General features: G+C 74.2%; 25 protein-coding genes and 1 riboswitch. Of the genes, 18 read left to right on the plus strand and 7 right to left on the minus strand.

The features are described from left to right. Positions 1-6 precede the first annotated feature (6 nt). The 4 genes from ACFVYI_RS33580 (at position 7) to ACFVYI_RS33595 (ending at position 2,763) form a co-directional block, all read left to right on the plus strand. Positions 7-474 (plus strand): DUF742 domain-containing protein, encoded by a 468-nt coding sequence (locus ACFVYI_RS33580; RefSeq protein WP_387892586.1) that lies wholly within the window; start codon positions 7-9, stop codon positions 472-474. Between the two features lie 70 nt (positions 475-544). Then, a complete protein-coding gene (locus ACFVYI_RS33585; protein ID WP_387892621.1) occupies positions 545-1,093 on the plus strand; it encodes an ATP/GTP-binding protein in 549 nt (182 codons plus the stop codon). Positions 1,094-1,712: 619 nt separating this feature from the next. Then, positions 1,713-1,841 (plus strand): hypothetical protein, encoded by a 129-nt coding sequence (locus ACFVYI_RS33590; protein WP_360632088.1) that lies wholly within the window; start codon positions 1,713-1,715, stop codon positions 1,839-1,841. 247 nt (positions 1,842-2,088) lie between these two features. After that, positions 2,089-2,763 carry a winged helix-turn-helix domain-containing protein gene (locus ACFVYI_RS33595; protein WP_387892622.1) on the plus strand — a complete coding sequence of 225 codons (675 nt, stop codon included), beginning with the start codon at positions 2,089-2,091 and terminating at the stop codon, positions 2,761-2,763. 75 nt (positions 2,764-2,838) lie between these two features. On the opposite strand, the gene ACFVYI_RS33600 is transcribed toward ACFVYI_RS33595, so the two are convergent. Further along, complete coding sequence (locus tag ACFVYI_RS33600) at positions 2,839-3,621, minus strand: IclR family transcriptional regulator (protein ID WP_387892588.1); 783 nt, start codon at positions 3,619-3,621, stop codon at positions 2,839-2,841. A gap of 484 nt (positions 3,622-4,105) precedes the next feature. Between ACFVYI_RS33600 and ACFVYI_RS33605 the strand changes: the two genes are divergently transcribed. The 6 genes from ACFVYI_RS33605 to ACFVYI_RS33630 all read left to right on the plus strand — a co-directional run bounded on the left by ACFVYI_RS33605 (position 4,106) and on the right by ACFVYI_RS33630 (position 9,956). Further along, positions 4,106-5,152, plus strand: a complete 1,047-nt coding sequence (locus tag ACFVYI_RS33605; RefSeq protein WP_387892590.1) for an ABC transporter substrate-binding protein — start codon at positions 4,106-4,108, stop codon at positions 5,150-5,152. 68 nt (positions 5,153-5,220) lie between these two features. Further along, positions 5,221-6,243 carry an NrtA/SsuA/CpmA family ABC transporter substrate-binding protein gene (locus ACFVYI_RS33610; RefSeq protein ID WP_387892592.1) on the plus strand — a complete coding sequence of 341 codons (1,023 nt, stop codon included), beginning with the start codon at positions 5,221-5,223 and terminating at the stop codon, positions 6,241-6,243. A 107-nt stretch (positions 6,244-6,350) separates the two neighbouring features. Beyond that, positions 6,351-7,157 carry an ABC transporter permease gene (locus tag ACFVYI_RS33615; RefSeq protein WP_387892624.1) on the plus strand — a complete coding sequence of 269 codons (807 nt, stop codon included), beginning with the start codon at positions 6,351-6,353 and terminating at the stop codon, positions 7,155-7,157. Continuing rightward, complete coding sequence (locus tag ACFVYI_RS33620; RefSeq protein ID WP_387892593.1) at positions 7,154-7,900, plus strand: ABC transporter ATP-binding protein; 747 nt, start codon at positions 7,154-7,156, stop codon at positions 7,898-7,900. Before ACFVYI_RS33615 ends, ACFVYI_RS33620 begins: the two co-directional genes overlap by 4 nt. A 69-nt stretch (positions 7,901-7,969) precedes the next feature. Next, the gene (locus ACFVYI_RS33625; RefSeq protein WP_387892594.1) at positions 7,970-8,875 is read left to right on the plus strand and encodes an ABC transporter substrate-binding protein; all 906 of its coding nucleotides are present in this window, start codon (positions 7,970-7,972) and stop codon (positions 8,873-8,875) included. Positions 8,876-8,879: 4 nt separating this feature from the next. Further along, entirely contained in the window at positions 8,880-9,956 is a 1,077-nt protein-coding gene (locus ACFVYI_RS33630) for an LLM class flavin-dependent oxidoreductase (RefSeq protein WP_387892596.1), read from the plus strand. Here ACFVYI_RS33630 and ACFVYI_RS33635 read toward each other — a convergent pair. Together ACFVYI_RS33635 and ACFVYI_RS33640 are read right to left on the minus strand one after the other, a co-directional pair. Beyond that, positions 9,927-10,058: a hypothetical protein gene (locus ACFVYI_RS33635; protein ID WP_387892597.1), complete on the minus strand. Its 132-nt coding sequence runs from the start codon at positions 10,056-10,058 to the stop codon at positions 9,927-9,929. The two genes, ACFVYI_RS33630 and ACFVYI_RS33635, sit on opposite strands and share 30 nt — an antisense overlap. Positions 10,059-10,179: 121 nt before the next feature. After that, positions 10,180-11,169: an aldo/keto reductase gene (locus ACFVYI_RS33640; RefSeq protein ID WP_387892599.1), complete on the minus strand. Its 990-nt coding sequence runs from the start codon at positions 11,167-11,169 to the stop codon at positions 10,180-10,182. Between the two features lie 455 nt (positions 11,170-11,624). On the opposite strand from ACFVYI_RS33640, the gene ACFVYI_RS33645 reads away from it, so the two are divergent. The 5 genes from ACFVYI_RS33645 to ACFVYI_RS33665 all read left to right on the plus strand — a co-directional run bounded on the left by ACFVYI_RS33645 (position 11,625) and on the right by ACFVYI_RS33665 (position 15,552). Continuing rightward, positions 11,625-12,644, plus strand: coding sequence for an LLM class flavin-dependent oxidoreductase (locus ACFVYI_RS33645; RefSeq protein WP_387892601.1), 1,020 nt, complete (start codon positions 11,625-11,627; stop codon positions 12,642-12,644). 231 nt (positions 12,645-12,875) lie between these two features. After that, positions 12,876-13,442 carry a TetR/AcrR family transcriptional regulator gene (locus ACFVYI_RS33650; RefSeq protein ID WP_387892602.1) on the plus strand — a complete coding sequence of 189 codons (567 nt, stop codon included), beginning with the start codon at positions 12,876-12,878 and terminating at the stop codon, positions 13,440-13,442. Positions 13,443-13,499: 57 nt separating this feature from the next. Next, on the plus strand, positions 13,500-14,075 hold the full coding sequence (locus ACFVYI_RS33655; protein WP_387892604.1) for a DUF4865 family protein: 576 nt from the start codon (positions 13,500-13,502) through the stop codon (positions 14,073-14,075). A 17-nt stretch (positions 14,076-14,092) separates the two neighbouring features. After that, the gene (locus ACFVYI_RS33660; RefSeq protein WP_387892606.1) at positions 14,093-14,530 is read left to right on the plus strand and encodes a carboxymuconolactone decarboxylase family protein; all 438 of its coding nucleotides are present in this window, start codon (positions 14,093-14,095) and stop codon (positions 14,528-14,530) included. A gap of 116 nt (positions 14,531-14,646) precedes the next feature. Beyond that, entirely contained in the window at positions 14,647-15,552 is a 906-nt protein-coding gene (locus ACFVYI_RS33665) for a phosphotriesterase (protein ID WP_387892626.1), read from the plus strand. Positions 15,553-15,609: 57 nt separating this feature from the next. Here the strand turns inward: ACFVYI_RS33665 and ACFVYI_RS33670 are convergent, their stop codons facing one another. From ACFVYI_RS33670 to ACFVYI_RS33680, 3 genes are all read right to left on the minus strand, one after another. Continuing rightward, entirely contained in the window at positions 15,610-16,002 is a 393-nt protein-coding gene (locus ACFVYI_RS33670; RefSeq protein ID WP_387892608.1) for a hypothetical protein, read from the minus strand. A 50-nt stretch (positions 16,003-16,052) separates the two neighbouring features. Then, positions 16,053-17,102 (minus strand): FHA domain-containing protein, encoded by a 1,050-nt coding sequence (locus tag ACFVYI_RS33675; protein WP_387892609.1) that lies wholly within the window; start codon positions 17,100-17,102, stop codon positions 16,053-16,055. A gap of 163 nt (positions 17,103-17,265) precedes the next feature. Next, positions 17,266-18,030, minus strand: a complete 765-nt coding sequence (locus tag ACFVYI_RS33680) for an SDR family NAD(P)-dependent oxidoreductase (RefSeq protein WP_387892611.1) — start codon at positions 18,028-18,030, stop codon at positions 17,266-17,268. Positions 18,031-18,371: 341 nt separating this feature from the next. On the opposite strand from ACFVYI_RS33680, the gene ACFVYI_RS33685 reads away from it, so the two are divergent. Together ACFVYI_RS33685 and ACFVYI_RS33690 are read left to right on the plus strand one after the other, a co-directional pair. Next, positions 18,372-18,992: a TetR/AcrR family transcriptional regulator gene (locus ACFVYI_RS33685; protein WP_387892613.1), complete on the plus strand. Its 621-nt coding sequence runs from the start codon at positions 18,372-18,374 to the stop codon at positions 18,990-18,992. 229 nt (positions 18,993-19,221) lie between these two features. Next, entirely contained in the window at positions 19,222-20,364 is a 1,143-nt protein-coding gene (locus ACFVYI_RS33690; RefSeq protein WP_387892615.1) for an alpha/beta hydrolase, read from the plus strand. 70 nt (positions 20,365-20,434) lie between these two features. Here the strand turns inward: ACFVYI_RS33690 and ACFVYI_RS33695 are convergent, their stop codons facing one another. Beyond that, the gene (locus tag ACFVYI_RS33695; RefSeq protein WP_360639011.1) at positions 20,435-20,764 is read right to left on the minus strand and encodes a hypothetical protein; all 330 of its coding nucleotides are present in this window, start codon (positions 20,762-20,764) and stop codon (positions 20,435-20,437) included. A gap of 464 nt (positions 20,765-21,228) precedes the next feature. Continuing rightward, positions 21,229-21,393, plus strand: a riboswitch (cyclic di-AMP (ydaO/yuaA leader). Positions 21,394-21,395: 2 nt separating this feature from the next. Between ACFVYI_RS33695 and ACFVYI_RS33700 the strand changes: the two genes are divergently transcribed. Beyond that, complete coding sequence (locus tag ACFVYI_RS33700; protein ID WP_387892617.1) at positions 21,396-22,661, plus strand: family 16 glycosylhydrolase; 1,266 nt, start codon at positions 21,396-21,398, stop codon at positions 22,659-22,661. The last annotated feature ends 103 nt before the right edge of the window (positions 22,662-22,764 follow it).

Here is a 22,764-nt window from a genome sequence, read left to right on the forward strand (position 1 = left end):
GGCTCGATGGCGGAGGAGGAGTCGGAGCTGGAACAGGAGGACCCGGTCGGGGACGAGTCCGAGGTCGACCTGTTCCAGCCGCGCACCCCGGTCGACGACCGGTGGTTCGACGACGACGCCGGCCCGGTGGTGCGGCTGTACTCGATGACCCGGGGTCGCACCCGTCCGGTCGAGGACGGCCTGTTCGACCTGATCTCACTGATCACCGCCGCCGAACCCGCGCCGCAGGCCGGGGCCGTGCCCGCGCTCGTGCTCGACCCGGAGCACCAGACCATCCTGGCCTGGTGCCGCCGTGAGCCGCTGTCCGTCGCCGAGCTCGGCTCCTACACCGACCTGCCGGTCAGTGTGGTCCGCGTGCTGCTCGGCGATCTGTACGACGCCGAGCTGATCAGCGTCACCCGACCCGTTCCGCTCGCCGAGCTGCCGGACGAGCGCCTGCTGCGAGACGTGATCAATGGACTCCGTGCGCTCTGACCACCACGAGAACGCCGCCGCCGGTGCCACGGCCAACGACCCGCGCTGGCGCGGTGGTCCGGCGGCCGCGGTGAAGATCCTGGTCGCGGGCGGCTTCGGCGCGGGCAAGACCACGCTGGTCGGCGCGGTCAGCGAGATCCGCCCGCTGCGCACCGAGGAGGAGCTGAGCGAACTCGGCCGCCCGGTGGACGACACGGCGGGGGTGGAGGCCAAACGGACCACCACCGTGGCGATGGACTTCGGCCGGATCGACCTGCGTGCCGGGCTCGCGCTCTACCTGTTCGGCACCCCGGGTCAGGACCGGTTCTGGTTCGTCTGGGACGAGCTGGCGCGTGGCGCGCTCGGTGCGGTGGTGCTCGCCGACACCCGCCGACTGGCGGACTGCTTCCCCTCGGTGGACTTCTTCGAGCAGCGCGGCATCCCCTTCGTGGTGGCCGTGAACTGCTTCGACGGCACCGAGCTGTTCGCCACGGAGGAGGTCCGGGACGCACTCGACCTGGACCCGGGGATTCCGGTGCTGCTCTGTGACGCCCGCCGGCGCGAGGACGGCAAGGACGTCCTGGTCGCCCTGGTCGAGCACGCCGGCGCGCGGCGCCGGGGCACCCCGGCACGGGCCTGACCGGCGCGGCTTCGGCAACCGACGTCTCATTCGGGCGTCCGCATGCCGGACGACCGGCGGACGGAAGGTTGCCTTGAGCCGGTCCGGCGTGGAAGGCTCTGTCGACGAAGGCCGCCCGGCCCTGCCGTCGGGATGCCTCGGAGCACACCGGAACGCCGCAGGAACCGCCGCGGCGCACCACCGGGCGCGGCTGCGCGCAGCCGTGTTCAGGGACCAGGGGGAGGGCAGTACCGTGACCGTCGACCATCGCCGCGCCGCCGCCGCGCCCGCCCCGGTCACGCCGGCCCTGACGGTCCGCCGGTACATCGACCAGGCGCTGATCTGCAGCGCCTGCTGTCGGTGACGGATCGGCCCGTCCCCCAGTAGTCCGACGGATCTCCCGGCCCGACCGGCCTCCCATGGCTGTCGGCGCCAAGTCCTGACGATCCGCCACCTCGTCGACCCGGTCGCACCGGACGCCCTGTCCGGCGTGTTCCCGTTGCCCGGACCCGCTTCGCGGAGAGCACCAGTGAACCTCGCCTGCCCCACCTCCACCCCCGCTGCCGCCGAGTCCGTCGGCGTGCCGGGAGCGCCGCACCGAGCGCGGTGCAACGGTCCGTTCACATGGTTCAATAGGCGCATGAGCAACGTCGTGGACAGCAGCCGAGGTCACCTCGACCTCGAGCCGTTCTGGCCGTCCCGGCAGCCGCACCTGTTCGACCAGACGTGTCCGGGTTCGCCCAGCGCGTCCCGGCTCTCCGCCCGCTGACCTCGGTTCAGCCTCCGGCAGTACGCCCGGTCGACGCGCAGACGACTCCACCCCGTCCGTCACGCGCGAAATGAGCGGCACCATGTCTTCTTCCTCCACGGCCACCCTTCCCCTGCCCGCCGCGACCCCGCACCTGCGCGCGGTCCGCTCCGTCCCCTCGAACGCCGAACGATGGCACGGCGCGACGATCCCTCAGCACTCCGCCGCCCCGCAGCACCCGGGCGCCGGCCAGGCCCCGTCGCACTTCCTGACGCACGCCCCGACGCCGGCCCCGGCGCCGCAGACCGGCCAGGTCGTACAGCCGCCGCAGGCGCTGCTCGCGGCACTGCCGGAGGGGGCCACCGTCGTGGCCGCGCTCCCGCAGGGCTCGCTGCCGCAGGCCCTGCTCGCCCAGTACGGCGCGCAGTTCGGCGGTGCGGCCGGCCACCCGATGGTCGGCTACCTGGTGCTCGTGCCCGCCGAGGGCGGCGCGCCGTTCGGTGGGGCCGTTCCCGCGGCTCCCGTCCAGAACGGCCCGGCCGCGGCCGCGCAGGTGCACGCCGCCCAGAGTCAGGGCCGGGCCCAGGACCGGTTCCAGGGCCGTTCCGAGGCGCAGGTGGCGGCGCCGGCCGTCGTCCGTCCGGTCCGGCCCGCCGGTCACGGCATCGCCGTCGACGTCGAGCGCCGCAACGCCTACGTCGACGGGCGACTGCTCGACCTCACCTACCTGGAGTTCGAGCTGCTGGCGCACCTGACCGAGCACCCGCAGCGCGTGCACACCCGTGACCACCTGGTCTCCGCCGTCTGGGGCTACGGCCACGTCGGTGACGGCCGCACGGTGGACGTGCACGTGGCGCGCCTGCGCCGCAAGCTCGGCGCGGCCTACCGGGACAGCATCGTGACGGTCCGCCGGGTGGGCTACAAGTACACCCCGGTGGCGTGATCCGCCGGTGAGTCCCGCGGTGCGGGCCGGGCGTTCTTTCGAACGCCCGGCCCGCACACGCGTATTGACGCTTCGTCAGGCCCGCTGGTCGGGCGGCAGCAGCAGGACGGCGAGTGCGGCCGCGCAGGTCCGCGCGTGCCCGAGGAACCAGTCCAGACGGTCGTCGGTCAGATGCGCCGGCGTCGAGCGGACGGCCAGGGCGAACCGGGCCTGTTCGGCACCGTCCAGGACCGGGACGGCCACCGTGCGGACCCCGGCGGCCGACTCGCCGTCGTTGAGCGCGTAGCCGGCGGCCCGTACCTTCGCCAACTCCGCGGCCAGCCGCTCAGGTTCGGTGATGGTCCGGTCGGTGAACGGCAGCATCGGGCCGATCGACACCGGCTGCGACTCGCCGGTGCGCGGCCAGCCCAGCAGGACCTTGCCCAGGGCCGTCGAGTGCAGCGGCCGGCGCAGCCCGAGCCCGCTGTCCGGGCGGACGGAGGCGCCGACCAGGATGACCGCGTGCGGGCCGCTGCGGATCGCGAGGTCCGCGGTGGCGCCGGTGCGTTTGGCGAGCAGGTCGAGTTCGGGCGCGGCCAGGTGCAGCCCCCGCTGGTGGAAGCTGAGTTGGCCGAGTTCGGCGACGGCGGGGCCGAGCCGGTACCGGGCGGTCTGCTCGTCCTGCTCCAGGAAGCCGGCGCTGACCAGGGTGCGGGCCAGGCGGTGCGCGGTGGAGACCGAGAGGTCCATCCGGCGGGCCAGGTCCGAGGCGCTCAGGTCGGGGCCGTTGTCGTGGAAGCAGTGCAGGAGCCCGAGGGCCCGCTGGACGGCCTGCGCACCGGCCGGCGGGCTCTGGACGGCGGTGGCGGCCTCGGCCATGACACCTCGCGTTCGGTCCGGCGCCCCGGCGGGTCCACCGGAGTCGGTTCCAGACTATGGCAGCGGGTGCTGCCGGATTGTGTCGGTGGCATTGCAATGGGATGGCATTGATGAACAAGTGATCCCACCATGTGGCAAAAGCTTGCTTCGCGCTCCCCTGCCGTGGAACGCTCGGCACATCGCACCGGACGGCCCCGTCCGGCGCCCGAGTTGACCACCGCACCACCCGACCGGCAGGAAGGAGCAGCGCCGTGACGACCCACCGGTGCCCCGCCCCCTGCGCCTGTTGTCGCTGACCCGTCGAGGCCCCCGCGCCCGCCGGAACGCCGCACCTCTCCACACGTCCCCGCAGTTCCCGGCATCGCCCCGCACCGTCGCGGGCCGACCGGACGGCTGCGCCGCAGCCCACGCCCCCTGACGAACCCACGCCCGGTGCCGCGCTCCGCCGCGCCCGCGCACACCCAGCCGCAGAGGACCAGCCACCGTGCCCAGCCACACCCGCTCCGCCGCCGTCGACGCGGCACCCGACGCCCCGGACACCCTCTGGTTCACCCGCTGCCCCGTCCCCACCGCCACCGGCATCGCCGCCGACCAGGGCCGTTTCGCCCGGGAGTTCGCCGCCGACGGCATCACCGTCCGCTCGCTCCAGGACGCCCCGTCGGAGGTGGCCGCCGACCACCACTACACCCACGCCCTCACCGGCCTGTTCCGCGAGGGCGGCAACGTGCCGGCGCTCTGGGCCCGTTCGCGCGGCGAGCGGACCCGGCTGATCGGCCTCACCTGGATCGAGGAGCGTCAGGTCGTCCTGGTCCGGGCCGGCAGCGGCATCACCTCGGCGGCGCAGCTGCGCGGCCTGCGACTGGCCGTCCCACGCCATGGGATCGGCATCGACTTCTGGCGGGCGATGGCCCTGGCCGGTCTGCACGGAGCCCTCGCCCCGGCCGGACTCACCCTGGACGACGCCGAGTTGGCCGACGTCCCGGCCGCCCCGGGGGGTGGGCAGTGGGCCGCCGAACTGGCCGCGCTGCGCGAGGGCGCGGTGGACGCGGTCTACGTCAAGGGAGCGCTGGCCGTCGAGGCGGCCCGCCGGTTCGGCGCCGAGGTCGCGATCGAGCTGGACACCGCGCCGGACCGCCGCACCCGGGTCAACAACGGCACGCCGCGCCCGGTCACCGTCCACCAGCGGCTGCTGGACGACCACCCCGACCTGGTCGTCCGCTTCCTGGCCGTGCTGCTGGAGGCCGCCGACTGGGCCGCCGGGAATCCCGCCGAGGTGGCCCGGATCCTGCGGGCCGAGACCGGCGCCGGTGCCGAGGGCGTTGCCGGGGCGTACGCGGCGGGCAGCCACCGCACCCTGCACCTCGACCTCTCCGAGGAGCGGCTCGGCCTGCTGGAGCAGCAGGAGCGGTTCCTGCACCGCCACGGCTTCCTCGCCGCCCCCGTCGACGTCCGGGCCTGGGCGGATCCCGAGCCGCTGCGCGCCGCCCGCGCCCTGCTCGCCGACCGCCGCCGCGCGGCCGGGCCGGCCTGACGCCGCCGCCCCGACCCGTTGTTCCTCCGCCGCCCCGACCACCTGCCGATCCCCCCAGGAGTTCGACCGTGAAGACCCCTCGTCCCGCCCTCGCCGCCACCGCGTTGCTCGCCACCACCGTCCTGGCCGCCTGCGGCTCGTCCGCCGGCGGGGCCGGGGCCTCCGCCGACGGGGGAGGCAAGGCCGAGGTGGTGCTGCGTCTGCCCGACCCGGGCAACACCGGCTTCCTCGCCCTGGGCAAGAAGGACGGTTCGCTGGACAGGGCCCTCGCCACCGTGCACGCCAAGGTCGCCTGGACGGGCAGCGCAGGCCCGTTCGCGCCCGCCGCCCAGGCGCTCTCCGCCGACCAGCTCGACGTCGCCCTGGGGTCGATCACCTCGGCCGTCGCCGCGCTGGCCCAGAAGCCCGGCTTCAAGCTGTTCGCGCAGACGGCGCCGGACGCCGTGGGCGAGGGCATCCTGGTGAAGAACGACTCGCCCGTGAAGACCGTCCAGGACCTGGTCGGCCGGAAGGTCGCGGTGAGCCAGGGCGGCACCAGCGAGTACCTGCTGCTCAAGGCACTGGAGAAGAACGGTGTCCCGGCCGACAAGGTCGAACGCGTCTACCTGCGCGCCGACCAGACCTCGGGCGTCTTCAACTCCGGTCAGGTGGACGCCTGGGCGACGTGGAACACCTTCTCCACCCCGTCGATCGCCAACTCGGGCGCGCACTTCCTGGTCAACGGCAAGGAGGTCGGCTCCGACAACTACGCGGTCTGGGCGGTGCGCAACGGCTTCGCCGAGAAGCACCCCGAGGTGGTCAAGGCCTTCTACGGCTACCTGCACGAGGGCGGCCTGAAGGAGAAGGCCGACCCGGCCGCCTACCTCAACGTGTTCACCGACTCCGGTCCGACCGCCGTCACGCCGGCGGAGAAGGAGATCGCGATCGCCGTCACCCGGCAGGGCGCCACCGCCGACGTCATCTCCGAGGCCGACACCGCCCGCTTCGGCACGGTGGCCCGGTTCTTCGCCGACCAGAAGGTCACCAAGCAGCTGGTCGACGTCAAGCCGTACCTGATCGACATCACCACCCTCGCGGACAGTGCCAAGTGAGCACCGTGACCAACGCTCCCGCCGCCGCGACGGGCAGGCGCTCCGCGGCGCCCGACACGCCCGCCACCACGGCCGACGACGGTACCGCGGCCGCGCTCGAAGCCGGCCTGGTCGCCCCGCGGACCCGGCTGCCCGCACCCCGCCCGCGCGCGGTCGCGGTGATCCTGCGCACGATCGGCCCGCTCGCCCTGCTCGGCGGCTGGGCGCTGGCCTCCGCCACCGGCGCGCTCACCCAGGACGTGCTCGCCTCGCCCGCCCAGGTGGCCGACGCGGTCGGCGAGCTCTGGGGCAACGGCCAGCTGGCCGACGCGCTCACCGTCTCGCTCACCCGGGCCGGCCTCGGCCTCCTCTTCGGGGCCGGCGTCGGGCTGGTGCTCGGTGTCGTCACCGGGTTCTTCCGGCTGGGCGAGGAGTTGCTGGACTCCGCGGTGCAGGTCCTGCGCACGGTGCCGTTCCTCGCCCTGGTGCCGCTCTTCATGGTCTGGTTCGGCATCACCGAGACGGCGAAGATCGCCCTGATCGGCGTCGCGACCAGCTTCCCGATGTACGTCTCCACCTCCGGGGGCGTGCGCAACACCGACCGCAAGCTGATCGAGGCGATGCGCAGCTTCGGCCTCGGCCGCTGGGCGATCGTCCGGACCGTCGTGCTGCCCGGCGCGCTGCCCTCGCTGCTCTCCGGGCTGCGGCTGTCCATGACGCTCAGCGTGATCGCGCTGATCGCCGCCGAGGAGATCAACTCCACCGAGGGCATCGGCTATCTGATGGCCCAGGCACAGAACTTCTCGCGCACCGACATCCTCGCCGTCTGCATCCTGATCTACGGGTTGCTCGGCCTCACCGCGGACGGCGTCGTCCGCCTCCTGGAGCGCTTCCTGATGCCCTGGCGCAAGGCCACCCAAGGAGCGGGCCGATGAGCACCCCGACCACCATCGCCCCTGAGGCCCCCGCCGGGGCCGACCCCGCCACCCCCGCCGTCCACCTGCGCGGCCTGCGCCGGGTCTTCGGCACCCGGGCCGTCCTCGACGGCGTCGATCTCTCCATCGCCCGCGGCGAGTTCGTCGCCCTGCTGGGCGCCAGCGGCACCGGCAAGACCACCCTGCTGCGGATCCTCGGCGCCCTGGACAAGGCCGACGCGGGCACGGTGCTCGTCCCGCCGGTCCGCACCGTGGTCTTCCAGGAGCCGCGGCTGGTCCCGTCCAAGCGGGTGCTCGCCAACGTCACCGTCGGCCTGCCGCGTGGCGCCGCGACCCGGGAGACCGCACTGCGGGCGCTCGCCGAGGTCGGGCTGGAGAAGCACGCCGACGCCTGGCCGGCCACCCTCTCCGGCGGCGAGGCGCAGCGGGCGGCACTCGCCCGGGCTCTCGTCCGGGAGCCCCAGCTCCTCCTCCTGGACGAGCCGTTCGCCGCGCTGGACGCACTCACCCGACTGCGCATGCAGGACCTGGTCGGCGACCTCGTGCGCCGCCACCGCCCGGCCGTCCTGCTGGTCACCCACGACGTGGAGGAGGCCGTCCGGCTCGCCGACCGCGTCGCCGTCCTGCGCGACGGCAGGCTCGTCCGCGACGAACGGGTCGCCGTCGACCGCCCCCGGGACCCGGCCGACCCGGCCTTCGCCGAGCTGCGCCGCCGCCTGCTCGCCGACCTCGGTGTCCACTGACCCCGCTGCCCGCCGCCCCCGTCTGCCCCCACCGCCCGCCCAGCCCCCGCAAGCCCAACGGAGATCCCCATGGCCATCACCCTCGGCGTCCACGCCAGCAACCCCTCGCTCTACTACCTCTCCCGCCTGACCTACCTGGACGAGGAGCTGGCCCCGCTCGGTGAGACCGGCGCCTTCCACCACTACGCCGACGGCACCCGGACGGGCGCCCTGCTCGCCGACGGCACGATCGACTTCGGCGGCACCGGCTCCACCCCGCCGGTCACCGCCCAGGCCGCCGGGCACGACCTGGTGTACGCGGCGGTCTCCGCGCCCCGCCCCGACCACGGCGCGCTGCTGGTGCTCGCCGACGGGCCGGTGGCCTCCGTCGCCGATCTCAAGGGCGGCACCGTCGTGCTGGGCGTCGGGTCCTGGCAGACCCACCTGCTGGCCAAGGCGCTGCACGCCGAGGGCCTCTCCTACGCGAGCGACGTCACCCCGGTCCGCCCGGCCGTCGACGAGGACCAGGCGCAGCGGCTGCGCGACGGCGAGATCCTCGGCTGGATCGCCCAGGGCGCCGAACTGGCGGCCGCCCGCCGGAGCGGGCGGTTCCGCGAGCTGATCCGCACCGGTGACGTCATCACCGACCGCTCGGTGTTCTTCACCCGCCGGGACTTCGCCACCGAGCGGCCCGAGGCGGTCGCCGCGATCAGCGCCGCGCTGCGCCGGGCGGACGCCTGGGTGGCCGCCAACCCGGCCGAGGCGGCCGCGATCGCCGCCGCCGACCTGGGCGGCGCCGTCGAGGACTGGCAGCAGGCGCTGGCCGCCCTGCCGTGGCGACTGGAGCCCGCCACCGCGGAGTTCGTCGCCGAGCAGCAGGAGGCCGCGGACATCTTCCACGGCGTCGGTTTCATCGACCGCGCGCTGACCGTGGCCGACGCCCATCTGCCCGCGCTGGAGGCCCCGGTGGCCGCCGCACTCGCCAAGGCGGTCTGACCCGATGGCCTCCGAAGTCCTCTGGTACATCATCCCGCGCGAGGGCCACTACCCCTGGGAGCCCGCCGGCCGACGCCCGGTCGACCTCCGCTACCTCCAGCAACTCGCGGGCAGCGTGGAGCGGTTGGGCTACACCGGCGCCCTGCTGGCGACCGACCTCTACGACGTGTGGGACCTCGGCAACGCGCTGGCCGCCGCCACCACCCCGGCGTTCAAGCCCCTGCTGGCCGTCCACCCCGGTCTCATCTCGCCCACCCTGCTGGCGAAGATGGCCCTCAGCTTCGACCACCTGCACGGCGGCCGGCTGCGGTTCAACGTGGTGAACGGCTCCACGGCGCAGCTGCGCGAGTACGGCCTGGACGTCGAGCACGACGACCGGTACCGGCTCAGCGCCGAGTACTGGTCGATCGTCAGGCGGCTCACCTCGGGTGAAGTCTTCGACCACAAGGGCGAGTTCTACGACCTGAAGAACGCCGGCGCGAGTCTGCGCGAACTCACCCCCGTCCAGCCGGGCGGCATCCCGCTCTGGTTCGGCGGCAGTTCGGCGGCCGGCATCGAGATGGCCGCCGAGCACGTGGACGTCTACCTCACCTGGGGTGAACCGCCGAACCAGCTCAAGGAGAAGCTGGACCTGGTCCGCGAGCGCGCCGCCGCCCACGGGCGCACCCTACGGATCGGCCTGCGGCTGCACCTGATCGTCCGCGACACCGAGGACGAGGCCTGGGCCGCCGCGGACCGGCTGCTCGACGTCACCGGTGAGGCCACCTACGCCCGCCAGCTCGGCGGGGCCGCCGGCGAGGACGGCGTCGGCTGGCAGCGCCAGTTCCGCCAGCACGGCGGCAAAGTGCCGGCGCGCGCGCGGGAGTTGGAGAGCTATCCGAACCTCTGGCCCGGGATGAGCCTGTTCCGCCCCGGCCCCGGCACGGCGGTGGTCGGCTCGACCGCCCAGGTCGTCGAGCGCCTCCAGGAGTTCGAGTCGCTCGGTGTGGACACCTTCATCCTCTCCGGCAACCCGCTGCTCGAAGAGGCCCACCGGGTCGCCGAGACGGTGCTACCCGCGCTCGGCGTCGGCCGCCGCTAGCGGGTGGGGGAAGGTCCCCGGCAGGAAGGGGAACGGCACGGGCGAGGTCAGCGCCAGCTGCCGGGCGAAGCGCGCCAGGGCGCGCAGGAGGATCGTCCGCACGGGGACTCCCGGGTCTCGAAGGACGTGTGCGGACGGTACAACGCCCGAAGCCCCGGCAGGTCACGCGGTACGGCCCGAGAAGGCTCGGGACGCACCGTGCGAGCTGCCGGGGCGGGGCGGTTCAGCGGCTGAGCGCGTCGATCTCCGCCAGCTCCTCGGCGGTCAGCGGGCCGCCGTTCAGCGCGTCGATGTTCTGGTCGAGCTGGGCAACGCTGCTCGCGCCGATGATCACCGAAACCACCCGGTCGTCGCGCAGCACCCAGGACAGGGCCAGCTGGGCGAGGGTCTGCCCGCGCCGCTCCGCCACCTTGGCGAGCGAGCGCAGCTGCTCCAGCTTCGGACCGGTCAGCGCCTCCTCCTTCAGGAACCGCCCGACCGACATCCGCGACCCGGCCGGCACGTCACCGGACAGGTAGCGGTCCGTCAGCAGCCCCTGGGCGAGCGGGGAGTAGGCGATCAGGCTGGTCCGGGTGTCGCCCACCGCGTCCAGCACCCCCTCCTCCACGGAGCGGTTGAGGATCGAGTAGGCGGACTGGTTCAGCAGCACCGGGGTGCCCAGCTCGCGCAGGATCGCCACGGCCTCCCGGTGCTGCTCCGCCGGGTAGTTGGAGATCCCCGCGTACAGGGCCTTCCCCGAGCGCACCGCCGCGTCCAGCGCGCCCATCGTCTCCTCCAGCGGAGTGTCCGGGTCGTAGCGGTGCGAGTAGAAGACGTCCACGTAGTCCAGGCCCATCCGGCCCAGCGACTGGTCCAGGCTGGCCAGCAGGTACTTGCGGCTGCCGCCGTTGCCGTACGGGCCGGGCCACATGTCCCAGCCCGCCTTGCTCGCGATGAACAGCTCGTCCCGGTACGGGCGGAAGTCCTGCGCGAAGAGGTAGCCGAAGTTGCGCTCGGCGCTGCCGTACGGCGGGCCGTAGTTGTTCGCCAGGTCGAAGTGGGTGATGCCCCGGTCGAAGGCGCGGCGCAGCACCGCCCGCTGCACCTCCAGCGGTTGGGCGTCACCGAAGTTGTGCCACAGGCCGAGCGAGACGGCGGGCAGCTGGACGCCACTGCGGCCGGCCCGGCGGAAGGTCATCGAGGCGTAGCGGTCATCCGCGGCGAGGTACGTCATGCCGGACATCCTGCCAGGACCGCGGCCCCGATCAAGCTCTTGCCCCGCCCCTGACCGCTGCATAAGCTCGCGGTGGATCGTGTGTGTGCGAGGCGAAGGGGAGCCGACATGACCATCCGCGCCGCCCTCCTGCGCTGTTGTCGCCCCGCCGGCACCTCGCGCTGACACCGCCTTCGCGCCGGCCGCGGGCGTTCCCGCCCCACCGCCGCTCCCGTGCGAGCGCGGCCGGGCCGGTCGGGACGCGCGGTACCCGTCCGCGCGTGTGAGAGCGCCCGGCCGCGGCGGCGCGCGCCGGAATCCGCCGGCCGCGTCCGGACTCCCCGGGTGGTCCCGCGCCGTCCCGCGGCTGCCTGCCGATCCCCGCGGCTTTCTGTCGATCCTCGTTGATTCCCGTTGATTCCCGCCGCCGGCGCACCTCGCCGAGCGAGCACCGAACGCCCCACAAGGAGACCGCCATGCGGTTCACCGTCTCGTCCCTCGTCTCCAACGCACCCGACCCCGTCACCGGTGTGCGGCGCACCCCGTACGAGAAGCTGCACAACGTCATCGACCAGGCCGTCACCGCCGAACGGCTCGGCTACGACGGCTACGGGGTGGGGGAGCGGCACGGCGAACCGTTCCTCTCCCCGGCGCCGCCGGTGCTGCTCGGCGCCATCGCCGCCCGCACCGCCACGATCCGGCTGTTCACCACCGTCACGGTGCTCAGCATCCTGGACCCGGTCCGGGTCGCCGAGGACTACGCGGTGCTCGACCAGCTCTCCGGCGGACGCCTCGAACTGATCATCGGCAAGGGCAACGACCCGCGCCACTTCGACCTGTTCGGGCTGCCGGAGGAGCGCCAGTGGGACGCGCTGGCCGAGAACTACGCGTTGCTGCACCGGCTCTGGCGGGAGGAGAAGGTCAGCTGGGAGGGGAGTACCCGACCGCCGCTCAGGGAGGTCACCACCTCGCCGCGCCCGTTCCAGGATCCGATCCCGGTCTGGCACGGCAGTGCGACCAGCGAACAGTCCACCGACCTCGCCGCCCGCTTCGGCGACCCGCTGTTCTCCGCCAACTCCTTCCATCCGCTGGCCAAGTACAAGGCGCTGGTCGACCACTACCGCGAGCGCTGGGAGCACTACGGCCGCGACCCGAAGGACGCCCGGGTCGGCACGAGCTTCGGCGGCCTGTTCCTCGCCCGGCGCTCGCAGGACGCCGTCGAGGGCTTCCGTCCGTACTGGGACGCGCTGTTCGCCTCGGCGGCCGGCAAGCACAACAACTCGCCGTTCGAGTCGCTGGAGGACGCGCTGGAGCGCGGCTCGGCGCTGGTCGGCAGCCCGCAGCAGGTGATCGAGAAGATCCACCGGTACCACGAGGCGTTCGGCAACGAGGTGGTCGGCATCGGCGTGGACGCGCTCACCGAGTCCGTCCAGCACGAGCAGCTGGAGCTGTTCGCCGCCGAGGTCGCCCCGGTGATCCGGCGCGAGCTGCCCTGACCGTCGACGCCGCACCGCTCAGCACCGCACCGCACTGCACCACCCTGCACCGCGCGTGACGCGCACCACCGCCGCCCGGTGGGTGCGGCGCGGCCCGTCGGGGGACGGTGATCACGCGGGGCCGCGGACCGCCGGGGGGCGGCCCACGGCCCACTCGCGTCCGCGGGCCCCGCCGACATTCTGTACCTACTGGTATGTACAGCTGTACATACCAGTAGGTACAGTGGCGGCATGGCAACCCAGGACCGCCTCATCGAGAGCACCCAGGACCTCCTCTGGGAACGCGGCTACGTCGGCACCAGCCCCAAGGCCATCCAGCAGCGCGCCGGCGTCGGCCAGGGCAGCATGTACCACCACTTCGCCGGCAAGCCCGACCTCGCCGCCGCCGCCCTGCGCCGCAGCGCCGAGCAGCTGCGCGCCGTCGCCGAGGCGGATCTGACCGCCCCCGGCACCGCCTACGAGCGGATCGCCGGCTACCTCGGCCGCGAGCGCGACGTGCTGCGCGGCTGCCGGATCGGCCGGATGGCGCAGGATCCGGACGTCGTCGCCGACCCGCAGCTGCGCGCCCCGGTCGAGGACACCTTCGAGTGGCTGCGCGGCCGGCTCGCCGAGGTGATCGCCGAGGGGCAGGCCGCGGGTGAACTCGCCCCCGCCGCCGACCCGGCCGACACCGCCGCCGCCGTGGTCGCCGTCGTCCAGGGCGGCTACGTGCTCGCCCGCGCGGCCGGGCGGGCCGAGCCCTTCGACCAGGCCGTCCGGGGCGCCCTCGGGCTGCTCGCCGCCCACCGCACCGGCTGAGAGCCGCCCGGCCCGGCCTGCCCCAGCCCCGTCCGAAGCCCCCGCGAGGAGCCCGCCGTGCACGCCATGCAGTACGAGATCACCCTCCCCGCCGACTACGACATGGGGATCATCCACCGCCGGGTCGCCGCCAAGGGCCACCTGCTCGACGACTACCCCGGCCTCGGCCTCAAGGCGTACCTGGTCCGCGAGCGCGGCCAGGACCACTCGCCCGTCAACCAGTACGCCCCGCTCTACCTCTGGCGCACCCCCGAGGGCATGAACAGCTTCCTCTGGGGCCCGGGCTTTCGGGGCCTGAGCGCCGACTTCGGCCGCCCGGTCGTCCGGCACTGGCTCGGCGCCGGTCTGCGCCGCGGCGCCGCGGCCGGGACGGCGGCCTCCGCCACCCGCCACCTCGAACGACTCCCGGAGGGCACCGACCCGGCCGAGGCCGTCGAGGCCGCGCTCGCGTCCCTGCCCGACGACCCCGCCCTGCACACGGCCGCCGTGGCCGTCGACCCCGACCGCTGGGAACTGCTGCGCGTCGCGCTCTGGAACGGTCCCGCGCCCGAGGCCGCCCCGGGCACCCGCTACCGGGTGCTGCACCTGTCCAGCCCCGAACTCGACCGGCTGCCCGCCGGCCGCCACTGGTGAAAGGACCACCACCCGTCATGATCCCCGCCGACCTCGTCCCCGCCCCGCTCGACCGCGCCGCGGGCTACGCGCTCCTCGGCGAACTCGCCGCACCGCAGACCCAGGCCGCCACCCTGCGCGGCCTGGACGAGCTGGCGCCCGGCTTCGCCGACTGGATCGTCACCAGCCTCTTCGGTGGCACCTACCAGCGGCCCGGACTGGCGCTGCGTGACCGTCAGGTGGCCAACCTGGCCGCGCTCACCGCCCTCGGCGGGGTGGAGCCCCAGCTCGCCGACCACGTCCGCAACAGTCTGCGGGTCGGGCTGAGCAGGGCGGAGATCACCGAGGTGCTGGTCCACCTCGCGCCCTACGTCGGCGTGCCCAAGGCCCTGGCCGGCCTGCGGGTGGCCAGGGCCACCTTCGCCGAGGCGGACGCCGGGTCCGCCGGGGCGGACGCGGGGAGCGGGGCCGCGTGACCGCCGCCGGCCCCGCCGGGGCGGACGCCACCGCTGCCGGCGCCCTTCCCGCGGCCCTCGGTCCTGCCGTCACCGATCCCGCCGTCACCGACTCTTCCGCCACCGCCGGGCGCAGCGTGATCCGCACCGTTCTCGGCGACCTCGACCCGGCCGAGTTCGGTGTCTGCGACGCCCACGACCACCTCTTCCTGCGCAGCCCCCGGCTGCCCGGCGAGGAGCTGGACGACCCGGTGGCCGCCGAGCGCGTGCTGCGCGACTTCGCGGCGGCCGGCGGCCGGGCACTGGTCCAGTGGACCCCGTACGGCATGGGCCGCGGCGCCTCGGCACTCGCCGGACTCTCCCGGGCGACCGGCGTCCACCTGGTCGCGGCCACCGGCCTGCACCAGGCCGTCCACTACGACCCGGAGCTGCTCGCCGGGCTCTACGACGGGCTCGCCGAGCTGTTCACCGCCGAGCTGACCACCGGACTGCGCGACGCGCCGGCCGGCGTCCGGGCCGGGCTGATCAAGGTGGCGGGCGACTACCACGGTCTCGGCGGGCACACCCGCCGGGTGCTGGCGGCCGCGGCCGAGGCGCATCACGCCACCGGCGCCCCGATCGCCGTCCACCACGAACTCGGGACCGCCGCGCCGGACGTCCTCGACCTGCTCTGCGGGCGGCACGGCGTACCGGCCCACCGGGTGATCCTCGGCCACCTCAACCGCCTGCCCGACCTGCGCCTGCACCGGCACCTCGCCGTCTCCGGCGCCTACGTGGCCCTGGACGGACCCTCCCGCGCCCACCACGCCACCGACCACCACCTCTTCGACACCGTCGGCGCGCTGGTCGAGGCCGGCCACGCCGACCGGCTCCTCCTCGGCGGCGACACCACCACCCGCACCGCCCGGCACAGCCCCGGGCCCACCCACCTGCTCACGGCCCTCGGGCCGCGCCTGGAGCGCGAGTTCGGGCCCGACCTGCGCCGGCAGGTGCTCGTCGGCAACCCCGCCGAGGTCCTGGCCGTCCCCCGAACCGCCCGCTGAGGGCTCCGGTGGCCTGCCCGCTCTCTCCCCGTGCGCGGGCCCGGCCGCCACCCGGGCTCAGCCGCCCAGGGCCCGCAGGATCGGCTGGCCCAGGGCGCCGAGCCAGCCCGCCAGCGCGGAGAGCGGTCCGAGCAGCCCGGTGCCGGCCGCGACGAGCGCACCGGCCGAGGTGAGCAGCCGGGTGATCCGGGTGAGTCGGCCCGCCACCACCTCGCGGTCCGGCTCCGGCCGGGCGACCTCCGCGTCCAGCGCGTCGAGCTCGGTCCGCACCTCGGGCGCGACCGCCGGTGGCAGCTGCGCCCGCTCGACGGCGGTGCGCAGGTCGCCGACCAGCCCGCGCACGTCCTGCCCGTCGGCCGTGAAGTGGCCCGACTGGCCGCCCCGGACGGTCTGGTCGCCGGCGATGTTGTTGACCACGCCGCCCTGCTGGTTGCCGATGTTGAAGACCATGACGGGCCTCCGGTGGGGAGTCGGTCCGTGGGTGGGGGAGCCGGCGGGGTTCAGCGGGGTGGTGGTGCCTGCAGCCGCAGGGCTTCCTCCGACTCGAAGCGGCGCCGCCGGGAGGTGGCCACGATGTGCAGGACGATTCCGACGACGATCAGCACGCTGCCGATCGCGGCCACGCCGAAGCCGATGGCTCCCACCGGCATCCCGCCGATCTCCGGCCCGAGCACATTGGGCACGGTGACGTCGGGGCGGTCGGAGCCGACCGCGTCGTTGGTCCTGGCGATGAAGTCGATGATCGCCCAGCCGTAGACCGCGCCGCCGACCACGAACAGCAGGAAACCCGTCACGACCAGGTGCCGCGCCCTGGTCCGGGTGGCGGCGATCTCGCGGAAGAAGCTCTCCCGCCGGGCCTGCACGTAGTTGTACTGGTTGCCGGCGACGTTGTTGAGGTTGCCGGCCTGCTGCTGCCCCACGTCGAAGCGGGGCTCCGCCCCGAGCGGTGGTGCCAGCGGCCGGCCGGGCGGACCGGGCGGCGGTGGGCGCCGGTCCGGTGGGGGCCGGTCCGCCGCGGGCCGGTGCGGCGGCGGGTACCGGCGCGGGGGCTCCGGCGGCGCGGGTGACACGGGCGACCCTGGTGACGCGGGCGGCACGAACGGCCCCTGCGCCTGACCCGGACGCTGCGGTCCCTGCGGCTGGGGCGGCTCCTGGGGCAGGGGCAGTGCGGCGGTCCGGGTGGCCGCCGTGGGGCCCTCCGCGCCGAGGCCGGGGACGGTGGCGGCCTCGCCCGGGTCCTCGTAGTGCACCTCGAAGGGGCCGAAGTCCAGGACGTCCCCGGCGTGCACCTCCTGCTGCCCCTGCACCGGGTGGCCGTTCAGCCGGGTGCCGTTGGTGGAGGCCAGGTCCTCGACGGTGGTGTGACCCGCGGACCGCCACACCACGGCGTGGCGCCGGCTGACGCCGGGATCGCCCACCCGTATCTGGCAGGTGGAGTCCCGGCCGACCAGCATCGGCTGGTCGGCGAGGACGAAGACCCGGCCCCGCAGCCGGTCGGGACTGTCGACGACGAGACGGGGTAAGGCCTGCTCTCGCGAAGGTGAGCTCATGGCACGGCCTCCAGCCGGGCGGGCCCGCTGAACCACCGGCGGCGGCGACACGTGCGACGTCCGTCCGCCGGCCCGGGTGCCCTCCCTTCCAGTAAAGGCCACCTCGGCGCCCGCGAACAGCCCCGCCGGGACACCGCACCCACCCGGTGCCCCGGCCCGGGGATCACATGTGGGTGCCGCCGTCGATCCGGATCTCGGTGCCGGTGACGAAGGCGCCGTCGTCCGAGGCCAGCATGGCGATCACGCCGGCCACCGTCTCCGGGCCCGCGAAGCCCTGGCCGAGCGCGGGGGAGAGCTTGGCGAGCAGGCTGAAGTCGGCGTCCGCGGGCAGGCCCGGGTTGTTGGTCATGCCGCTGTCGATGCTGCCGGGGGCGACGCAGACCGCGCGCAGGCCCTGCTTCGCGTACTCCGAGGCGATCGCGTGCGTGAACGACTGGATGCCGCCCTTGGTAGCGGCGTACGCGGCCATGTAGGGGTGGGCGAAGGTCGCGGAGGTGGAGCTGAAGTTCACCACCACGCCCCGGCCGCCGGCGAGCAGGGCCGGCAGCGCCTCGCGGGTCATCAGGAACGTGCCGGTCAGGTTGACCGCGATCAGCTTGTTCCAGAACTCCAGGCTGGTCTCGTGGGTGTGCGAGGAGCGCAGGATCCCGGCGGCGTTCACCAGGACGTCCAGCCCGCCGAGTCCGGCCACCGCCCCGGCCACGCCCGCGCGGACGGCAGTCTCGTCCGCGATGTCCACGACCGACGTGGTCAGGCGGTCGGCGGTACCGTCGCCGGCCGCCCGGTCCAGCGTGGCCTTCAGACCGTCCTCGTCGACGTCGACCGCGACGACCCGCCCGCCCTCGGCGAGGATCCGGTGCACGGTGGCCCGGCCGATGCCCGAGCCGCCGCCGGTGATCAGGACGTTCCGTCCGCTGAAGCGCTCCATGGTGGTACTCCGTTCGTTCGTGGTCTCGCGACCTCGCCTGACACGGTACGCCGAAGTGGCACAACGTGCCAATAAGTCATGACGTGCCAAGCTGGCACGATGCGCCACCCTGTCCTGACCTGCCGTCTCGGCACCCGAGGTCGCCGTGGCACGCCGCGCCGCGCCGACAGCGCCGCCCGCATCGCCCGCGTAGGTCGCCCGCCCGCGCATGTCGCGCCACTGCGGCACGACACGCCGCCGTGGCAGATCGCGCCTCCGCGGCACACCACGCCACTACGGCAGGGCACGCCACTACGGCACGTCGCGCCACGTCGCGTACCGGCCCGCGTACGCTGAGCCCCGTGATCGGACGCCCCACCCTGAACCAGCGCCGCCGCGACATCACCCGCCTGGAGATCGCCCGCACGGCCGCCGCGCTCTTCGCCGAACGCGGGGCCGAGGCGACCACGGCCGAGGAGATCGCACTCGCCTCCGGCATCTCGGTGCGCACCTTCTACCGCTACTTCTCCGTGAAGGAGGACGCCGTCGCCCCGCTGCTGGCGGCCGGCGGCCGGCGCTGGGTGCTGCTCTTCGCGGAGAGCGCGGCCGACCTGCCGGTGCGCGAGGCGCTGGAGCGTTCGGCGGTCGAGTCGCTGACGCCGACCGACACCCCCGCCGTCGAGGCCATGCACTGGACCCGCGACCTCCTCCGTGACCCCCGCCTCGACTCGGTCTGGCAGCGGGTGCACGCCGACTCGGAGGAGCGGCTGCGCGCGGTGCTCACCGCCCGCTGCCCCCGGGGTACCGACGCACTGGAGATCCGGCTCGCGGCCGCCGCCGCGACCACCGCCATCCGGGTGGCCCTGGAGGAGTGGGCCTTCTCCGACGCCCCCACCACCGGGCCGGGCTCGCCCCAGGAGCTGGGCGTCCGGTGCATGCGCGAACTGACCGCCGGCCTGCGTCTCTGGAACAGCGTCAGCTGACGCGAGCTCAGCGGCGGCCGCACCCGGAGCTCCACCCGCCACCGCGCCCCGCCCACCCCGCGCCGGCCGTCCCCGCTGGTCGGCGGGTCCGGCCGGGCCCGGTGGACCGCTAGGGTTGTCGATCGAGCCTCGGCGGTGGCTTCCGTGGTGGACGGGGGAACCGGGGTGGCCGTCCCGGTTGTCCTTACGGCGGGGGCGGGGGAGTTCGAGGCGTGGGAGCAAGCAGGACATGGGTCTGACGAGCCACAAGGTGTTGGCACTGACCGTATTGATCGCCCTCGTGGTGACGGCCGGCACGGTCTGGCTGTGGCCGAGACTGGCGAGGAAGACCTGGCAGGCGGTGCTCGGCCGGATCGGTGCGCTGCTCGCCACCCAGCTCACCGTGCTCGCCGCACTGGGCCTGGTGGCCAACAACTACTTCGCCTTCTACAGCAGCTGGGACGACCTGCTCGGCACCGGCGACAACGGCCCGGTCGTCATCCAGAACAAGGCGGACGCGTCCGGCCGCCTGCAGGTGGAGACCATCGGGCACGCGTCCGTCAAGGGCGGCGGGGCGCTGGGCCGCGACCCGAAGCAGTCCGGTGAGATCCGCGAGGTCCGGATCGACGGCGCCGCCACCCGGCTCTCCACCGAGGGGTACGTCTACCTGCCGCCGCAGTACTTCCAGCCGGAGTACGCGCAGAAGCAGTTCCCGGCGGTGATCGTGAGCACCGGCTTCCCCGGTATCGCGAAGAACCTGGTGACCCGGCTGAACTACCCGGGCGCGGCGCTCAAGCTGCTCCAGGAGGGTCGGATGCAGCCGACCGTGATGGTACTGATGCGCCCCTCGCCCGCGCTCCCGCAGGACACCGAGTGCGAGGACATCCCGGGCGGCGCGCAGTCGGAGACGTACTTCACCAAGGACGTCCCGGCCGCGATCCAGGCGACGTACCGGGTCTCCTCCGACCCGCAGGCCTGGGGCTTCATGGGCAACTCGACCGGCGGCTACTGCGCCCTCAAGCTCGCCATGCGCCACCCGGAGGTCTTCCCGACCGCCGTCTCGCTCTCCGGCTACTACCAGGCCGCCGACGACCCGACGACCGGGGACCTCTTCAAGGGCAGCCAGCAGCGTCGCAACGAGGCCGACCTGATGTGGCGGCTGAAGAACCTGCCGCAGCCCGCGGTGTCCGTGCTGCTGGCCGGCACCAGGGAGGGCGACGGCGACTACCGGCGGGACACCGAGGCGTTCGTGGCCGCCGCGCACGGCCCGATGAAGGTCTCCTACAGCATGATGAAGACCGGTGGCCACAACTTCGAGACCTGGAGCAGGCTGCTGCCGTCCTCGCTGGAGTGGCTCTCCCAGCGCCTCAGGGTGCCGGACCGCGCGGTCTGACCGGGACGGGCGCCGGGCGGCCACGGCACGGCCGGCCCGGCGGCGCTCAGGCCACGGTCCGGGCCACGGTTCAGGCCACCGGCTCCAGCGTCCCGGTGTGCAGCTCGCCGACCCGGCCGCCCTCGCCCTCGTACGTCCAGAACGCGCGCACCGTCAGCTTGCCGAGGTCCATCACATGGCTCACGGTGATGCCGCTCTGCTCGGTCCAGCTGACGAAGTACAGCTCCGGCCCGATCTCGGCGATGTGGAGCGCCACGTCCTCCCACTGGCCCGCCGACTCGCCGAGGCCCTCCCAGCGCAGCCGCTTGCCGTCCGGCGAGTAGGCGTTGCGGAAGGCCGCGCCGTTGTCGACCTGGAAGAGGTAGGTGCGGCCGGCGAAGGCGGGCAGGGGCGCGGTCATGGCGGGACTGGTCCTCGTCTCTCGTCTGTGCGGTAGGGCTGGACCCCCAACCTATCCGACCGGCCGACCTTCGCGGCGGACTTGCGGGCACCCCGCCGCGGGGCAGCACCCCGCGCCGTCCGGCCGCCGGGCGCGGCACCGGCACCGCAGGCGGCGCCGGGCCGCTCGGCGGACCCACCGCCCGGCACCGGCCCGGGCGCCCGGCGCGCGGGGCGCAGGCCCACGCCCGGCCGACCTCCCGGCCCGATCGCCCGCCCGGCCGACCCCACCGGCCACCCCGGCCGACCCCACCGCCAACTGATCAACTCCACCGGCGACTTGATCAACTCCGCCCCGCCCCACTGTGAGCTGCGCGACAACATCCCCCGGTGAGTTGTCGCCTTCCGGGCGGCCTGCCTAGCCTGCACGAGTCCGTCTTCGCGGACCCCGCCGTCGGGACGCCGAGTCCTGTCCACCCGCCGGTCGGCAGTCGAGCACCACAGTGGACGGGAGCGGGGGACCCAGGTCAGTGCCCGACCCGTGCGCTCCCGCGTACCGGCCGAGGCTAGGGGTGAAGCCGCTCCACAGGCGGCCGGGCAACCTCAGCCCGAACCCGACAGCTCACCTCGCAGGCGTCACAGAGGACACCGCCATGCAGAAGCCTGCCCGGCGCGCGACCCCGCGCCACGCCCGTCCCAACCACCGAGGCCGCAAGGCCGCCGTCGCCGCCACCGGCGCGCTCGCCATCAGCGGCGCCGGGCTCCTCGGCGTCCCGGCGCTCACCGGCGCCCAGGCGGCCACCGTGCCGACCGTCACCCAGGACAAGCTCGCCCCGGCCACCATGGTCGCGGGCAAGGCCACCACGGCCGCGCTGACCGTCCACTCCTCGGCCTGCTTCACCGCCAAGACCGTCGGCGTGGGCGTCCGCGACGCCGCCGGGCGCAACCTCGACTTCCCCGGCAACGTCTCCAACGCGCAGATCTGCCCCACCGGCCTGTCGATCACCACCGGTGCCCGCACCCTGCCCGCCGGGACGTACACCCAGTTCGGCTTCTGGCAGGACCTCGGCGGCGCCTGGCACAACCTGCCCTCGCGCCAGCTCGTGGTCTCCGGCGCCACGGCCACCCCCACCCCGACGCCGACCGCGACGGCCACTCCCAAGCCCACCCCGACGCCGTCGCCCACCGCGACCGCCGCCCCGTCGCCCCCGGCCACCGGCGCCCCGGTCGCCGGGAAGTCGCTGACCTGGTCGGACGAGTTCAACAGCCTCGCCCTCGGCTCGCGCTGGACCGCCGACAAGAGCAGCTCGTACCACTACGGCGACCACAACCCCAACGACAACAAGCTCGACTGGCTGAACAAGAACAACGTCGCCGTCTCCGGCGGCGCCGCCACCTTCACCGCCAAGCCGAGCAGCCACACCCTGGAGAACGGCAAGCAGGCCTGGGACACCGGGCTGCTCACCACCGAGTACTCCAGCGAGGGCTTCAAGGTGAAGACCGGTGACTACGTCGAGACCCGGGTCAAGCTCCCGGCCGGCACCGGCGCCTGGCCGGCGCTGTGGACGTGGAACGGCACCAGCGGCAGCCACGGCGAGATCGACACCTTCGAGTACCACTCGGACAACGCCAACCTGCTGGAGCTGACCAACCACGTCAACGCGGACCACAAGTACGTCACCGACGCGAAGGCGATCGCCCACGACCAGTGGGTCACCGTCGGCACCCAGTACGGCGCCGACTCGGTCGACTGGTACATCAACGGCGCGAAGGTCTTCTCGGACGGCAAGGGCGTCGGTGCCGGCTGGTCGGCGTACCTGATCCTCAACCTGTCCCTGAGCGCGGGCCAGTACCACCCCGCGCCGCAGGGCACGGCTCCGATCACCTTCGCCGCGGACTACGTCCGCGTCTACCGCTAGGCCCGTCCCCCCGAGGTCCCGCCGGGCGTGATCGCCCGGACCGGGCCCGGGGCGGAACGACCCGGGCCGTACCGTGCTGGGCCGTCCTGGCCCAGCACGGTAC

The sequence above is a fragment of the Kitasatospora sp. NPDC058218 genome (genome assembly GCF_042882445.1).
Lineage (GTDB): Bacteria > Actinomycetota > Actinomycetes > Streptomycetales > Streptomycetaceae > Kitasatospora.

Excerpts from the sequence above, each read along its gene's own strand:
- ACFVYI_RS33630 (WP_387892596.1), top strand. The coding sequence starts at position 8,880 with ATGGCCTCCGAAGTCCTCTGGTACATCATCCCGCGCGAGGGCCACTAC.
- ACFVYI_RS33690 (WP_387892615.1), top strand. The coding sequence starts at position 19,222 with ATGGGTCTGACGAGCCACAAGGTGTTGGCACTGACCGTATTGATCGCC.
- ACFVYI_RS33660 (WP_387892606.1), top strand. The coding sequence starts at position 14,093 with ATGATCCCCGCCGACCTCGTCCCCGCCCCGCTCGACCGCGCCGCGGGC.
- ACFVYI_RS33680 (WP_387892611.1), bottom strand. The coding sequence starts at position 18,030 with ATGGAGCGCTTCAGCGGACGGAACGTCCTGATCACCGGCGGCGGCTCG.
- ACFVYI_RS33675 (WP_387892609.1), bottom strand. The coding sequence starts at position 17,102 with ATGAGCTCACCTTCGCGAGAGCAGGCCTTACCCCGTCTCGTCGTCGAC.
- ACFVYI_RS33670 (WP_387892608.1), bottom strand. The coding sequence starts at position 16,002 with ATGGTCTTCAACATCGGCAACCAGCAGGGCGGCGTGGTCAACAACATC.
- ACFVYI_RS33700 (WP_387892617.1), top strand. The coding sequence starts at position 21,396 with ATGCAGAAGCCTGCCCGGCGCGCGACCCCGCGCCACGCCCGTCCCAAC.
- ACFVYI_RS33590 (WP_360632088.1), top strand. The coding sequence starts at position 1,713 with ATGAGCAACGTCGTGGACAGCAGCCGAGGTCACCTCGACCTCGAGCCG.
- ACFVYI_RS33620 (WP_387892593.1), top strand. The coding sequence starts at position 7,154 with ATGAGCACCCCGACCACCATCGCCCCTGAGGCCCCCGCCGGGGCCGAC.
- ACFVYI_RS33650 (WP_387892602.1), top strand. The coding sequence starts at position 12,876 with ATGGCAACCCAGGACCGCCTCATCGAGAGCACCCAGGACCTCCTCTGG.
- ACFVYI_RS33645 (WP_387892601.1), top strand. The coding sequence starts at position 11,625 with ATGCGGTTCACCGTCTCGTCCCTCGTCTCCAACGCACCCGACCCCGTC.
- ACFVYI_RS33640 (WP_387892599.1), bottom strand. The coding sequence starts at position 11,169 with ATGACGTACCTCGCCGCGGATGACCGCTACGCCTCGATGACCTTCCGC.
- ACFVYI_RS33580 (WP_387892586.1), top strand. The coding sequence starts at position 7 with ATGGCGGAGGAGGAGTCGGAGCTGGAACAGGAGGACCCGGTCGGGGAC.
- ACFVYI_RS33625 (WP_387892594.1), top strand. The coding sequence starts at position 7,970 with ATGGCCATCACCCTCGGCGTCCACGCCAGCAACCCCTCGCTCTACTAC.
- ACFVYI_RS33695 (WP_360639011.1), bottom strand. The coding sequence starts at position 20,764 with ATGACCGCGCCCCTGCCCGCCTTCGCCGGCCGCACCTACCTCTTCCAG.
- ACFVYI_RS33600 (WP_387892588.1), bottom strand. The coding sequence starts at position 3,621 with ATGGCCGAGGCCGCCACCGCCGTCCAGAGCCCGCCGGCCGGTGCGCAG.